The organism is Cryobacterium sp. Y50 (genome assembly GCF_002929805.1).
Lineage (GTDB): Bacteria > Actinomycetota > Actinomycetes > Actinomycetales > Microbacteriaceae > Cryobacterium.
Genome location: NZ_PJJM01000105.1, coordinates 39,629 through 53,604, shown reverse-complemented (window position 1 = coordinate 53,604; position 13,976 = coordinate 39,629). Strand labels below are relative to the sequence as shown.

The 13,976-nt window shown below is 61.6% G+C and carries 14 protein-coding genes; 6 read left to right on the top strand and 8 right to left on the bottom strand.

What is annotated here, in order from left to right; all coding sequences use genetic code 11:
* Window positions 1-58: 58 nt before the first annotated feature.
* The 6 genes from CXY73_RS20250 to CXY73_RS20225 all read left to right on the top strand — a co-directional run bounded on the left by CXY73_RS20250 (window position 59) and on the right by CXY73_RS20225 (window position 7,953).
* Window positions 59-2,377, top strand: a complete 2,319-nt coding sequence (locus CXY73_RS20250) for a DUF6049 family protein (RefSeq protein WP_104136017.1) — start codon at window positions 59-61, stop codon at window positions 2,375-2,377.
* Window positions 2,370-3,998, top strand: coding sequence for a murein biosynthesis integral membrane protein MurJ (murJ, locus tag CXY73_RS20245; RefSeq protein WP_104136018.1), 1,629 nt, complete (start codon window positions 2,370-2,372; stop codon window positions 3,996-3,998). The genes CXY73_RS20250 and murJ overlap by 8 nt, the downstream gene beginning before the upstream one ends.
* A 180-nt stretch (window positions 3,999-4,178) precedes the next feature.
* Window positions 4,179-5,141, top strand: coding sequence for a thioredoxin-disulfide reductase (gene trxB, locus CXY73_RS20240; protein WP_104136019.1), 963 nt, complete (start codon window positions 4,179-4,181; stop codon window positions 5,139-5,141).
* A gap of 22 nt (window positions 5,142-5,163) precedes the next feature.
* Window positions 5,164-5,487: a thioredoxin gene (gene trxA, locus CXY73_RS20235; RefSeq protein WP_104136020.1), complete on the top strand. Its 324-nt coding sequence runs from the start codon at window positions 5,164-5,166 to the stop codon at window positions 5,485-5,487.
* Window positions 5,488-5,589: 102 nt separating this feature from the next.
* The gene (locus tag CXY73_RS20230) at window positions 5,590-6,954 is read left to right on the top strand and encodes a PLP-dependent aminotransferase family protein (protein ID WP_233198497.1); all 1,365 of its coding nucleotides are present in this window, start codon (window positions 5,590-5,592) and stop codon (window positions 6,952-6,954) included.
* Window positions 6,955-6,996: 42 nt separating this feature from the next.
* A complete protein-coding gene (locus tag CXY73_RS20225) occupies window positions 6,997-7,953 on the top strand; it encodes a D-alanine--D-alanine ligase (protein WP_104178725.1) in 957 nt (318 codons plus the stop codon).
* 558 nt (window positions 7,954-8,511) lie between these two features.
* On the opposite strand, the gene CXY73_RS20220 is transcribed toward CXY73_RS20225, so the two are convergent.
* The 8 genes from CXY73_RS20220 to rpmH form a co-directional block, all read right to left on the bottom strand.
* Window positions 8,512-9,462 carry a ParB/RepB/Spo0J family partition protein gene (locus CXY73_RS20220; protein WP_104134414.1) on the bottom strand — a complete coding sequence of 317 codons (951 nt, stop codon included), beginning with the start codon at window positions 9,460-9,462 and terminating at the stop codon, window positions 8,512-8,514.
* Complete coding sequence (locus tag CXY73_RS20215) at window positions 9,462-10,415, bottom strand: ParA family protein (RefSeq protein WP_199185439.1); 954 nt, start codon at window positions 10,413-10,415, stop codon at window positions 9,462-9,464. Before CXY73_RS20215 ends, CXY73_RS20220 begins: the two co-directional genes overlap by 1 nt.
* A gap of 76 nt (window positions 10,416-10,491) precedes the next feature.
* Window positions 10,492-11,187 carry a 16S rRNA (guanine(527)-N(7))-methyltransferase RsmG gene (rsmG, locus tag CXY73_RS20210; RefSeq protein WP_104178724.1) on the bottom strand — a complete coding sequence of 232 codons (696 nt, stop codon included), beginning with the start codon at window positions 11,185-11,187 and terminating at the stop codon, window positions 10,492-10,494.
* A gap of 12 nt (window positions 11,188-11,199) precedes the next feature.
* Window positions 11,200-11,715, bottom strand: coding sequence for a R3H domain-containing nucleic acid-binding protein (locus tag CXY73_RS20205; protein WP_104134416.1), 516 nt, complete (start codon window positions 11,713-11,715; stop codon window positions 11,200-11,202).
* A 122-nt stretch (window positions 11,716-11,837) separates the two neighbouring features.
* Window positions 11,838-12,812, bottom strand: coding sequence for a membrane protein insertase YidC (gene yidC / locus CXY73_RS20200; protein WP_104134411.1), 975 nt, complete (start codon window positions 12,810-12,812; stop codon window positions 11,838-11,840).
* An 8-nt stretch (window positions 12,813-12,820) separates the two neighbouring features.
* Window positions 12,821-13,132 (bottom strand): membrane protein insertion efficiency factor YidD, encoded by a 312-nt coding sequence (gene yidD, locus CXY73_RS20195; RefSeq protein ID WP_104134410.1) that lies wholly within the window; start codon window positions 13,130-13,132, stop codon window positions 12,821-12,823.
* On the bottom strand, window positions 13,132-13,500 hold the full coding sequence (gene rnpA / locus CXY73_RS20190; RefSeq protein ID WP_104134409.1) for a ribonuclease P protein component: 369 nt from the start codon (window positions 13,498-13,500) through the stop codon (window positions 13,132-13,134). The genes yidD and rnpA overlap by 1 nt, the downstream gene beginning before the upstream one ends.
* A 42-nt stretch (window positions 13,501-13,542) precedes the next feature.
* Entirely contained in the window at window positions 13,543-13,680 is a 138-nt protein-coding gene (rpmH, locus tag CXY73_RS20185; protein ID WP_010204566.1) for a 50S ribosomal protein L34, read from the bottom strand.
* Window positions 13,681-13,976 lie beyond the last annotated feature (296 nt).

Below are 13,976 nucleotides of genomic sequence, written 5' to 3'. Positions count from 1 at the left end.
GCACGGCGCGCAGACTCGGTGCAGGTGGCTTCCGGCTGGCACGCCGTAGAATCCCCCTATGGTCGCCGAGTCAGATTCCGCGCATCGGCCCGCGCTCCCGGCTGCCGCACGCACTGCCGTGCGTTCGGCCCAGCGCACCAGCAGGGCAGGGCGCTTGCGGCCGACGGCGGGGTTAGTGGCGGGCGTCCTCACTCTGGCTGCGCTGATTCTCACGCCGGTCGCGGGGCTCTCTGCAGCCTTGGCCCAGGCCCCACAGACTGCTGTCGGCACCGCCATAACCTCGGCTGATTCAGTCGGGATCACCGTCTCCGGCACGAATTCCTCCGAGCTATCGCCCGGCCAGGATCTGCTCCTGACGGTTGCCGTGCAGAACAATACCGACGCGGCGATTCCGATCGGCCGGGTCGATGTGTATCTCGCCGATCTCGCCCTCACAACCCGAGCGGCCCTCGAGTCCTGGCTGCGCCCTGACGCTGACGCCAATTCGGGCGATCAGATGCTGAGCGTACCGACTACACAAGCTATTGCGGCCGGTGCGAACACGAACCTGTCAATCACCGTTCCCGCTGCGTCCGTCGGCTTGACCGACCAGAACGCCTGGGGAGCGCGCGGAGTTGCGGCCATTCTCACCGTCGATGATGTCGTTCGCGCCGAGGGCCGGGGAACATTCGTCTGGTCCCCCGGGAGCGCCACCACCCCGGTCGGGCTGGCATCGATCATGCCGATCACAACCCCGGAGAGCGCGACCGGCCTGATTACAGCCAAGGCGCTCGAGTCTTATACGAGCTCGGTCGGCTTGCTCTCACGCCAGCTTGATTCGGTGATCGACCTGCCCACGATGGCGATCGCCATCGACCCGCAGATCATCGCGTCCATTCGAGTTCTGGGCACCGCCGCTCCCGCCTCCGCCGTGGCCTGGCTCGATCGCCTTGCCACGGCGAGCAACGACATCTTCCCTCTTAGCTATGCCGATGCCGATATCTCCCTGCAGGCCCAGACCGGTGCGTCCGCCCTGCTCGCGCCAACGTCCTTCGCGCAGGCCATCGATCCGAGTCTGTTCGTCGTCCCCTCGAACACTCCCGTTCCCGAGACAACCACCGATGTGCCGAGCGTCATCTCCCGCACATCTACTCAGACCACGCCGTCACCGACTCCGACGCCCGGCCCGACGGTGACGCCGGGCGAGACGGTCATTCCCACAACCAGTGACCTGCTGGCTTGGAACTATTCCAGCACAACTATCGGCTGGCCCATCGCCGGCCAGGTCGCCAGCACCGACCTCGACGTGTTCGCCGCGAGTGGGCTGACCACCACCATTCTCTCCAGCGGCAACGTAAAACAGTCTGACGGCTTCACCCCGAACGCCGCGGTTACCCTCCCCACCGGGCTCGGCCTGGTCAGCGACAGCGCGCTGTCCTCGGCCATTCGTGCTGCCGCCGATGCCGCGACCGACCATGACTGGCGGGTCAGCGTGTCAGAAGCCGCCTCGCTGCTGGCAATCGTTTCGGCCGAGAACCCGAACTCGGCGCGCACGCTGTTGACCACGTTTGAACGCGGCGGTCCGACCTCCGCCAATCGGGTCGGGCAAACCATGGCCGCTCTGGCTGGTTTTTCCTGGGCGAATGCCGTCTCCCTGGCGGCCGCGCAGGAGTCCACGCCGGCCACCACCGTGACGTTCCAGGACGAGGCCATCGACCCCGCCCGGGTCACGCTAGCCCGTTCCCTGCTCGATCGTGAGGCCGCTGTCGCTGATTTTGCCACGATCCTGGCCGATCCGGTCGTGGTGACAGCGCCCCTGCGCCTCGACTTGCTCGCACTGCTGGATACCTCGTGGACCGCGCAGTCATCGGCCTGGGCTGACCACGTGGCGGCGAGTCTGGCGTCATCCTTCGACCTCATGCATGCCGTCACCGTGACTACGCGCGGACCGATCATCGTCGTCGGCAGCCAGGTCGACCTCCGCATCACCCTCAACAACGCCCTGGATCAGGCCGTGACCGTGCGCACCGAGGTCGTACCGTCGAATGGGCGCCTCGTCGTGGGGGACACACTCGAGACGATCATCCAGCCCAACTCCGCGCAGGCGGTGTCTGTGCCGCTAAGCGCTGCCGTCGGAAACGGTGACGTCATTCTTCGGGTCACCCTGTTCACCCTGAACGGTACCCCCCTCGGCCAGCCCGCTCCCATCGACGTCAGCGTGCGCGCCGACTGGGAAGGCGTCGGCGCGAGCATTTTTGCGATTCTGGTCGTGGGTTTCTTCGGATTCGGCATTTGGCGCAATATCATCAGCCGTCGTCGGGAACGCTTCACTGAGTCGAATACTGCGGCATCCGCTGGTGAAAACACCGTGAGGCTGACGGTGACCCCCGATGTCTGAGACCCCGACCAGCACGGGCGGCAGCATCGGCCGGGCCAGCGCCTTCCTGGCCTCCGGCACGATCGTGTCGCGCATTCTTGGCTTCATCAAGCTCATCGTGCTGGCCGGAATGATCGGCCAGCTCGGCGACAGCGCTGACGCGTTCGCGCTGGCCAATCAGCTGCCCAACACCGTCTACGTCATCGTCGCCGGTGGAATCCTCACGGCCGTTCTGGTGCCGCAGATCGTGCGCGCCAGCCAGCACCTCGACGGCGGCACCGCCTACATCAACAAGCTCCTCACCCTCGCCCTGTCGATTCTCGCGGTGACAACGATCCTCGGCACGCTGTTCGCGCCGGCCATCACCGGATTCATCGGCATCAACCTGCCAGCCGACCAAAAAAACCTCGCCATCGCGTTCGCCTACTGGTGCCTGCCGCAAATGTTCTTCTACGGTCTGTACACGTTGCTCGGGGAGGTACTCAACGCGCGCAAAATGTTCGGACCGTTCACCTGGGTTCCGGTGCTCAACAACGTAGTGGCGATCGCCGGTCTGCTGGTGTTCGGCGCCATGTACGGTGCCGATGCCACCGGCGACCGGGCAGCCGATGAATTCACCCCGGCCATGATCGCAGTCCTGGCCGGCAGCGCCACCCTCGGCGTCATCGTGCAGGCCGTGGTGTTGTTCTACTTCTGGAAACGCATCGGCCTGCGCTTTCACCCCGACTTTCACTTTCGCGGTGTGGGCCTCGGAGCGGCCGGCAAAATGGCGACCTGGACCTTCGGCATGCTTATCCTGACGACCATCGCCGGCATTGTCGAGACACAGGTCGTGTCGCTCGCCACCGGCAAAGCGTCCATCGCGGTGCTCGCCACCGCCTGGCTCATCTTCATGCTGCCACACTCGGTCATCACCGTCTCGGTGGCCACCGCCTATTTCACCCGCATGAGCGAGCATGCTGCGTTGGAAAAGTTTGATCTGGTGCGAGCGGATGCCTCCTCCGCGATCCGCGGCACCACCCTGATCATCGTGCTCGCGGCGGCCGTGATCGCCGTGTGCGCGTATCCGTTCGCCGCGGTATTCGTGGCACCGTTCGAGCAGATCCAAGGCATCGGAAACGTCATCATCGCCTTCATTCTCGGACTGATCGCCTTCTGCATCCTGTTCGTGCTGCAACGTACCTTCTACGCCCTCGGAGATACCCGCACGCCGTTCTTCTTCACCCTGTTTCAGGTCGTGCTGACCGTGCTCGGGGTCATGGGCTGCGCTCAACTGCCGGTGGAGTGGATCGCGGTCGGAATCGCCCTGGTCATCACCATCTCCGGCGCGCTCCAGTGCCTGCTGGCCGCCGCGCTGCTGCGCCGACGCCTCGGCGGGATCGATGGCCGCCGCATCGTGCGCAGCCTCGTGAAGTATCTCACCGCAGTGATCATTCCGGTCGGCCTGGGAATCACGTTGTTGTTCATTCTCGGCGGAAACGTCGGGGACGGTTTTGCCGTCGCGTCCCGACTGAGCGCCATCCTCTCCATGCTCCTGATCGGGGTCGTCATGGCCGCGGCGTACTTCGGTCTGCTCCTGGTCATGCGCAGTGCCGAGCTGACGGCCTTTCTCGCGCCCCTGCAGAGACGCCTGGGCCGGTAAAAGTACTTCGAACCTGACGAGCAGCTCAGCGCTCCCGTGAGCGCTTCAAGATAGTCTTCCGCCAGCTGAACACCGCCTCACAAGCTGGGAGAGCATGGAATAGCATCCGATTAGGATGTGTTGTATCGGAACGTAAGGCGGGATATTGTCCGTCTCCCCACCACTTCAAGGAGCGTGCGCGTGCGTCAGATCATCATTATCGGTTCAGGACCGGCCGGTTACACCGCGGCGATTTATGCCGCCAGAGCCAACCTCAAACCGCTTCTGATCGCCAGTTCGGTTGAGGCCGGCGGCGAATTGATGAACACGACCGATGTTGAAAACTTCCCGGGTTTCCCGGAGGGCGTGCAGGGCCCCGACTTGATGACCAAGATGCAGGAACAGGCCGAACGATTCGGCACCGAGGTGGTCTACGACGACGTCGACTCGGTCGACTTGTCTGGGCCGATCAAGACGGTCGCCCTCGGCAATGGCGATGTTGAACAGGCCCTCACGGTCATTTTCGCCACTGGTTCCGCCTACCGCAAGCTCGGCCTCAGCGACGAAGAGCGTTTGTCCGGCCGCGGCGTCTCCTGGTGTGCCACCTGTGACGGCTTCTTCTTTAAGGGTAAAGAAATCGCCGTCATCGGCGGCGGGGACTCGGCCATGGAAGAAGCAACGTTTCTCACCCGGTTCGCTTCCAAGGTGCACGTCATCCACCGCAAGGGTGAGTTGCGCGCCTCCAAAATCATGCAGGAGCGCGCCTTCGCCAACGACAAGATCGAGTTCATCTGGAACTCCGAAGTCGTCGGCATCACGGGGGTGGACGCCGTCGATGGCCTGACTCTGCGCGATACTGTCTCCGGCACCGAGACCAGCCTCCCAGTAGGCGGCGTGTTCGTGGCGATCGGCAACGACCCCCGCACGCACCTCGTGCACAAGCAGCTCGATCTCACTCCCGAGGGAACCATCGCCGTCGCCGGCCGGTCATCATTGACCAGCCAGCCCGGAGTGTTCGCGGCCGGTGATGTCATCGACTCCAGCTACCGGCAGGCCATCACCGCGGCCGGTTCCGGCTGCGCGGCCGCTCTCGACGCCGAGCACTACCTCAGCACACTTCCCCAGAACCTGCTGGCCTCGGCCAGCGAGCCCGAACTCGTTTAAATTACTCAAGAAGGAGATACACATGACTGCACGCGCCGTAACTGAGGCTAACTTCGACCAGGAAGTCATCAACAACGAGAAGACCGTGCTGGTGGATTTCTGGGCAGAGTGGTGTGGCCCCTGCCGCGCCGTCAGCCCGATCCTCGACCAGATCGCAGCCGAGAACTCGGACAAGATCGACATCGTCAAGCTCAACGTTGACGAGCACCCGGCCCTCGCCGCCAAGTACCAGATCACCTCTATCCCCGCGATGAAGGTCTTCCAGAAGGGCGAGGTCGTCAAGACCGTCATCGGCGCCAAGCCGAAGCCGCAGCTGGAGAAGGACCTGGCCGCGTACCTCGTATAACTGATCCACCGCACCACCCGACCCGCCCGGCTTCCACCGGGCGGGTTTTTTTCTGCCCGGCGCCACCCCATACGATGAAGTGAACAGCAGAACGGATGTGACGTGACAAATCAGGGTTCCACTGACGTCAGCGCTGTGCAGTCGAGTACTGTACAGGCCGGAAACAACCTCGACCCGTGGTACCACCACTACGCCGAACGAGCCGCAGGCTTGAAGGCCTCCGAGGTGCGTGCCCTTTTCGCCGTAGCCTCGCGCCCCGAGGTGGTGTCACTGGCCGGCGGCATGCCGTACGTTGCAGCACTGCCCGAGGAACTCGTCATCAATGCCATGGACCGGGTCATGCGCCAGAAGGGTGCAACAGCCCTGCAATATGGCTCTGGCCAGGGGGTTCCCCTGTTGCGCGAGCAGATTCTCGACGTCATGGCGCTCGAAGGAATCAAGGCCAACGCCGATGATATCGTCGTGACTACAGGCTCTCAGCACGCCCTCGAACTGGTCAGTAAACTGTTTCTCGACCCCGGCGATGTCGTCATCTCCGAGGGGCCGAGCTACGTCACCGCCATGGTGATCTTCAAGTCTTACCAGGCCGAGGTCGACCACGTTCCGATGGACGAAAATGGCCTCATCCCGGCCGCGCTGATCGAACACATCGCGGCCCTCAAGGCGGCCGGGCGCACGATCAAGTTTCTCTACACGATCCCGAGCTTTCATAATCCAGCCGGAGTCACCCTCAGTTGGGAGCGCCGCCTGGAGATTCTGGAGATTTGCCGGACGAACAACATCCTGGTCCTCGAGGACAATCCATACGGCCTGCTCTATTTCGACCAGCCGGCACCGGATGCGATCCGCTCACTCGAACGCGACGGCGTCGTCTACCTGGGTACCTTCTCGAAAACCCTCGCCCCCGGCTTTCGGGTCGGCTGGGCGCTGGCTCCACACGCCATCCGCGAAAAACTTGTGCTCGCCAACGAGGCCGCCGTTCTCTCTCCCAGCTCCTTCACGCAGATGGTCATCTCTGAGTACCTCTCGACGGCCGATTGGAAGGGCCAGATCAACACCTTCCGCGGCGTTTACCACGAGCGCAAGAACGCCATGCTCGCGGCGCTCGACGAGTACCTCCCCGACCTCACCTGGACCGACCCCACCGGCGGCTTCTACGTCTGGGTTACCCTGCCCGAACAGCTTGATTCGAAAGCCATGCTGCCCCGCGCTGTGAAGGAGCTCGTGGCCTACACGCCCGGAACAGCCTTCTATGGCAACGGTCAAGGTCGCCAGAACATGCGGCTCGCATTTTGTTATCCCACGCCGGACAACATTCGGGTGGGCATCCGTCGTCTAGCCACCGTGATTCGCGGCGAGCTCGACCTACTCGATACTTTCGCCGGAACGGGCGCGCTCAGCGCAGTACCCGATCGGCCCGGAGCTAAGAACCAGCGCTTCGCAGGCCCGCCGGCAAACATCTCCTAAATTCGCCACCCCACCCACACTCAGCTAGGAAAAGTCCTGATCATGAGCGAATTCACCCCCCTAAACATTACCGTCCTAGCCGGCGGCATCTCGCACGAGCGCGACGTTTCACTCCGCTCCGGGCGGCGGGTAGCGGATGCCCTAACTAACGAAGGTCACATAGTCACCGTGCTGGACCCCGGCGCTAACCTGCTCACAACCCTCATGGACCAATCCCCCGACTTGATCTGGCCCACCCTGCACGGCGCCACCGGCGAAGACGGTGCCCTGCTCTCCTTGCTAGAAACAACCGGCATTCCGTTTCTCGGCTCCCGTGGGCCAGCCGCAGCCCTCGCCTGGAACAAAGCCACCGCCAAGGAACTCGTGCTCCGCGCTGGCTTTGCCACTCCCCCCGCTATAGCACTCTCGACCGAGACCTTTCGCGACCTCGGTGCCACGAGCGTGCTCGATCACTTGGTCAGCGCGATCGGCCTACCCCTGGTCGTCAAACCAGCACAGGGTGGCTCCTCACAGGGCGTCACGATCGTGCGCACGCCCACTGACCTGCCACGCGCCATGGTTGACGCCTACACCTACGCCGATACCGCCCTGGTTGAGGCGTATATTGACGGCACCGAGGTCACCGTGGCCGTGATCGACTCCGGCGAGGGCCCGACCGCACTGCCCATCGTTGAAATCGTGCCCGTCGACGGCGTCTACAGCTTCGAAGCGCGCTACAACGCCGGTGAAACCGACTTCTACACCCCCGCCCGCCTCGCAAACGCGGTCTCACTCGTCGTATCCGACACCGCGGTGGCAATTCATATCCTGCTCGGTCTGCGCCACCTGAGCCGCGTCGACCTCATCGTCGACGCGGCGGGCACCCCGTGGTTTCTCGAGGCCAATGTACTCCCCGGACTCACCGAGACATCCCTAGTCCCCCAGGCCATCGAGGCCGCCAACCAGACCCTCGGCGCCACATACTCCGTCCTGGCCACCCACGCCCGCACCGCCCAGTAGCCAACCCTGTTTCACGTGAAACATCACCAGGCTCAAGCCACCGGCACTGTTTCACGTGAAACAGCGCGGCACGCCTTTTGCAAATAACCCCAGTGGACCCAGTAAGACAATGGCGATTTCGACAAGACCGACCAATAACAAGGGTATGGCTCCACACGTGGTAACAACGCGCGGCGCCGGCCACAGGCGGTTCGTCGAGACTGCCAAGGGACCTTCCGGCGGGGGGAATAGGCTCGTTTCACGTGAAACATCATCGGCGGGTCCAGGTCAGCAGATACGAGCGCATTTAAAGCCGGACAAACTTCGGCTCAACGAGCGCTAATGACGACGAGCTATTCGAGGGATGCCAGTTTCAATGATTTCTTGGGGAGACTACGAACACTCTTCGCGGTATCCCCAGGAAGACACTCGACGTCTCAGTTGAGAAGTGCGTAGCCCGCTGCAAAATAAGCCAGAACAGAAGCCGGCGCAGCCTCAACCGTGCACCGAGCTGCTGTGATCGGCTGGGGGCCCGATCCGTCGACGTTTCACGTGAAACGGTACGACGAAAAAAGCTGCCTAGCTCGCGCTGAATCCGGGCTCTCCCAGAACGGTTAGAATACGGTTCAAGTCACCGATTGTCGCGAAATCAACCGTGATCTGGCCTTTTCTTGCGCCCAGCTTGATCTTGACTCGAGTATCAAGCCGGTCTCCGAGGTGTTCAGCGATCTCATCGAGGTGTCCTTGGCGTCGTCCAGGCAACGGCTTCGCAAGAACTTTCTTGGGACTAGCCGCTGCTGCTGCCTCCGCCGCACGAACCGATAGGTCCTCCTCGACAATTTTTTCGGCCAGGCGCAGCATACCGGCCTGGTCCCCGACGGAGAGAATCGCTCGAGCGTGGCCGGCCGACAGCACCCCGGCTGCGACACGCAGCTGAACCCCTTCCGGTAGTTTAAGCAAGCGCAGAGTATTGGTGATCTGCGGACGCGAGCGACCGATCCGACTTGCCAATTCTTCCTGCGTGATGCCGAAATCCGCCAGCAACTGCTGATAAGCGGATGCTTCTTCGAGCGGATTCAGCTGCGCTCGGTGCAGATTTTCCAGCAGTGCGTCGCGCAGCATGTCCACGTCGGCCGTGTCGCGAACGACGGCCGGAATAATGTCGAGCCCCACCTCTTTGGTAGCGCGTAACCGGCGTTCACCCATGACGAGCTCATACTTGCCGGGTTCATCGGGCAATGGCCGCACAACAATGGGCTGCAGTACTCCGACTTCACGAATGCTGTGCACGAGTTCGGCGAGGTCGTCCTCATCGAAGATGGTGCGCGGCTGGGCCCGGTTGGGAACGATGTCTCGCGGGTTGAGGTGCGCGAGTCGCGCTCCCGGCACGGGAACCAGCACGGGGGACGCATCCGCTTCAATGTTCACGGCGCGGGGAAAGAAAACGTCGACCGGACGCGGAGCCGAAGCGTCATCCTGTACCGGAATGAGTGCACCAATACCGCGACCAAGACCGGTTCTTTTCGCCATTAGTACTTTTCTTTCGTTTGGGGCTGACCTGCTGGTCTCGGTGCCCCTCGATGGGCCATTTCAGCAGCTGCTTCAAGGTAGGAGAGCGATCCTGCGGAGTTCAGGTCATAGCTGACGACGCTCTGACCGTAGCTCGGGGCCTCAGAAACCCGCACAGAGCGCGGAATTGCCGTACTGAGCACCTCGTTGGGAAAGTGATCACGCACTTCCTTGGCTACCTGTGTCGCCAAATTAGTGCGACTGTCGTACATGGTCAGCAGAATCGTCGACACGACCAGATCCGGGTTGAGGTGTTTCTCAATCAGTTTGATGTTCTTGAGCAACTGACTCAACCCCTCGAGTGCGTAATACTCACACTGAATGGGAATGAGCACTTCTCGCGCCGCCACAAACGCATTGATGGTGAGCAGTCCCAAGGACGGTGGGCAGTCAATGAAGACATAATCATAGGGCTCGGTCATCTCGGCGAGGTATAGATCGAGGGCGCGACGCAAACGCTGTTCGCGCGCGACGAGGGAGACCAGTTCAATCTCGGCACCGGCCAGGTGAATCGTCGCCGGCACGCAGAACAGGGCACCGAATTCAGGGCTCTTCTGGACTACCTCGATCATGGGCATGTCGTTGATGATGACGTCGTACACGCTGGGCGTTTCGGCACGATGCTCAACACCCAGAGCGGTCGAAGCATTGCCCTGCGGGTCCAGATCAATGACCAGCACCCGGGCTCCTTGACGAGCAAGGGCCGCGGCAAGATTGACGGCCGTCGTAGTCTTGCCAACACCACCCTTCTGATTAGAGATGGTCAGCACCCGGGTCTTTTCGGGTTTGGGTAGTTCCCCAGCGGCAATCACCTGCCGCCGCCGAGTCAGCTCAGCAATTTCACGGGCGAGCGGCGGTGCGGCGTCGATCCCGGCCGCCTTGGCAACGCGCTGATCTTCAGCAGGATGTTTCACGTGAAACCTTTACGTTCGACGGTTGATGAGCCACCCGAAAGGGACTCCCGAACACCAATGCTCGCGGCATTCGAGACTAGTCCACTGTAGCCCGGATGACCCGGGTTACCTCCGGTAGTATGCCAGCACCGAGGGTGATGACCTCGACGTCGCGCAGCCCGTACTTGCGAATGGGTTTCGCTGCAGCGTCGATTTCTCGCTGAGCGCCTTCGCCCTTCATGAGAATGAACTCCCCGCCAGAGCGCAGCAAGGGTGCAGTCAATGGAATCAGCTTACCGAAAGCGCTCACGGCTCTTGCTGTGACTTGGTCAAGCGGGTGTTCCAGTCGAGCTTCCTCCGCACGCGCCCGCAGCACGGTGACATTATCCAAGTCCAATGCCGCTACCTGATCTTTCAGCCAGACAACCCGCCGTTCCATCGGTTCGATGAGAAAGAACGTTATATCGGGGCGGGCAATGGCCAGAACGAGGCCGGGAAGGCCGGCGCCGGACCCGACGTCGCCTACGATCCCAGGGCGCAGCAAGGGCGCAACGATGGCGCAATTGAGAATATGGCGCGACCACAGCCGGGGGAGTTCCAGCGGACCAATTAAACCCAGTATTTCGCCCTGATCAGCTAAATTATGCGTAAAAGCCCGGACCAGGTCGAGCTGGGCTCCGAACAGTTCCGCAGCCGCCGCCGGTTCTTTCTCGAGTTCAACAAGCTCAGGCTCGATGGCCCCCGGTATTAGCGGTTCTGATGCGCTCGGTCCCGGTGTAGCTGACTCCGACATAAGGCGCGCGGACTACGCTGCGGTAATGACGGTATGGCGGTCGCGACCCTCGCCGGATGACTCGGATCGGTATCCGCTCGTCGACACGAGGTCGTGCACGAGTTTGCGCTCGTAGGACGACATGGCAGGCAGGGCGGCCTCGGTCGCGCCGGCCTCGATGCGGGCGATGGCCCGGGTAACGAGCGCCGCGAGCTCAACTTCACGAGCCTCACGAGATCCGCCGATGTCGAGAATGAGACGGGAGAATGATCCCGTCTTGTTCTGTACCGCCAGGCGGGTTAGTTCTTGCAACGCGGTGACTGTTTCTGGCTTGGACAACACCCGTAGGTTGTCCGCGTCGGACGCCTTGACCGAGAGGTAGGCCCGACCATTGCGAGCATCAATGTCGATATCTCCGTCGAGGTCGCAAATGTCAAGGAATTCCTCGATATAGTCCGCAGCGATGTCGCCCTCACGTTCGAGTTGATCGGTCGTGAGGGGAGCCTCGGTGGTCGTGACGGAACCCGTTTCTGGAACGTCGGCGGACACATCCGTTGTGGCACTATGTGAGGGGAGCGCGCTGTCGCCTTCGACAGCAGTGGCCGCAGCGATATCGAACTCACTGTTGTTAACCTCGGTGAGGCTGATCTTTTCCGTCACGGTGATCTCCACTACTTTTTCGGGCCGGTTTGCTTCTTGGCGCGAGCCTTGCCGACCGGCTGTTGACGCTGCACAGGCTTGGCGGGTTCGTCTACCACAATGATGTCACCATCGGTCCCGATGAGCTTGCCCTTGCGGGCCATGCGCTCTTCACGAGCCTTGGCGGCCTCACTGCCGGGGGTCGGCATATTTCGGATGACCAAGAACTGCTGAATCATGGTCCAGAAGTTGGAGGTGAGCCAGTAGAACATGACGCCGAGCGGGAACGCGACACCGGAGAAGGCGAAGACGAGGGGGAGCAGGTAGAGCATAATGCGCTGCTGCTTGAACATGGGGCTCGCCTTGGTTTCCGGCGACATGTTCTTGGAGACGATCTGCAGTTGCGTGATGAACTGCGACGCCGTCATCAACACGACCATGGTGGCCGCGATAATCATGACAGTGCCGTTGAAGGGGTCACCGGCCGTCCACAGCGACCACTGCGAGGCAAAGGTGTCGTGCAGCGGGGCATTGCCGAAGAGTTTCGCATTACCGAAGCTCTCGGCCAGGCTCTGGTCGAGCGGGCCGACGCCGGCGTTGGAACGCTGGGCGTCATTGAGTACCGAGAACAACGCGAAGAAGATCGGCATCTGTAGCAACAGCGGCAGGCACGAGCTCAGCGGGTTGGTTCCCGTCTTCTTGTACATCGCCATAGTCTCGCGGGACATGGCTTCGCGGGAGAACTGGTCTTTCTTGCCCTTGTACTTGTCCTGAATCTTCTTGAGTTGCGGAGCAACTTCAAGCATCTTGCGCTGGCTCTTGATCTGCCGAACGAAGATGGGAATAAGCGCGGCGCGCACCACGATCACTAGACCCACGATGGAGAGCACCCAGGTCAGGCCGTCGTCGTAGTCCATTCCCAGCTGGGAAAACAGCCCATGGAAGGCAACGAGCAGCAGTTCGACCACCCATTTCAGAGGCCAGAGGATCGTACCTATGAGGTCCATACTGTGGGTTAGCCCTTTCCGTGGCTAGGTGCGACAACAAAACCGAACGACGTCACACGAAAGCGACGTTTACTTTTGAGCGGTACATCATCAATGCCGCCTTCAGACCACGGATGGCAATGGCTCAGTCTGCGCGCGGCGAGGGCAGACCCCCACGCTAGTCCGTGTTCCTGAACGGCCCCGAGTGCATAGGCCGAGCAAGACGGATAAAACCGACATACGTCCCCGTACAGGGGAGAAATCACGGTGCGATATGCGCGAAGAACGAGCACGCCCACGTTACGGGGCAGCAAAATAATCGTTGTGAGCACGGGACTCATTAGCCCTGACTGCCCTTCCGAACCGGAAGTGGGCGAGCCAGTGAACGTTGAACCTCATCGTGCAGCGTCTGCCACGCGGCATCGCGAGCCGTCGGCAAAGCACGAATGACGACATCCGTTCCCGGTATCACCGCGGAGAGCAGCTCAAACGTGACCGCCTTGAGGCGGCGGCGAACGAGATTGCGTCTCACGGCGTCACCCACATTCTTTGCGACGATGAATCCGAAGCGAACCGGGTCAACAGCATCCGTGTGAATCGGGTTCGAGCGAACATAAAGAATGGTGTGCGTACCAACGATCCGCACACCGCGTCGAACAACGCCCTGATAGTCACTACCGCTCGTGACGCGATTTACGTGAGCGAGCACGAGAACCTGGCGACCATCACGAATCTACACGGAGACTTTGGCCTACGCGGAAAGTTCGGTGCGACCCTTACGACGGCGAGCACCGAGAATGGCGCGGCCCGCACGGGTGCGCATGCGCAGACGGAAGCCGTGCACCTTGGCGCGACGGCGGTTGTTCGGCTGGAAGGTTCTCTTGCTCATAGTTCAATCTCCACGTATTTGAATCACCGCTGGCCAATTTCCCTTCGGCCAGAAAAGCAGCGCGCACAGAAGTTGGAAGCCCGCGGGATGGGGTCAACTGATTAAAACTACGGCCTTGGCAACGTCTGGTCAAACTCAGCGCGCGAATCGAGGGATTCTCCAGAATAATGACTGCAACGCAGAAACCAAATGGCCGGGTGTAGGAAAGGCAAAATTAGCCTCGACGACCGGGATTGACTACCGTAAAGACAAGTTATCCACAGGTTGGTGACGCAAACCTGAGAATTCGGCTGATT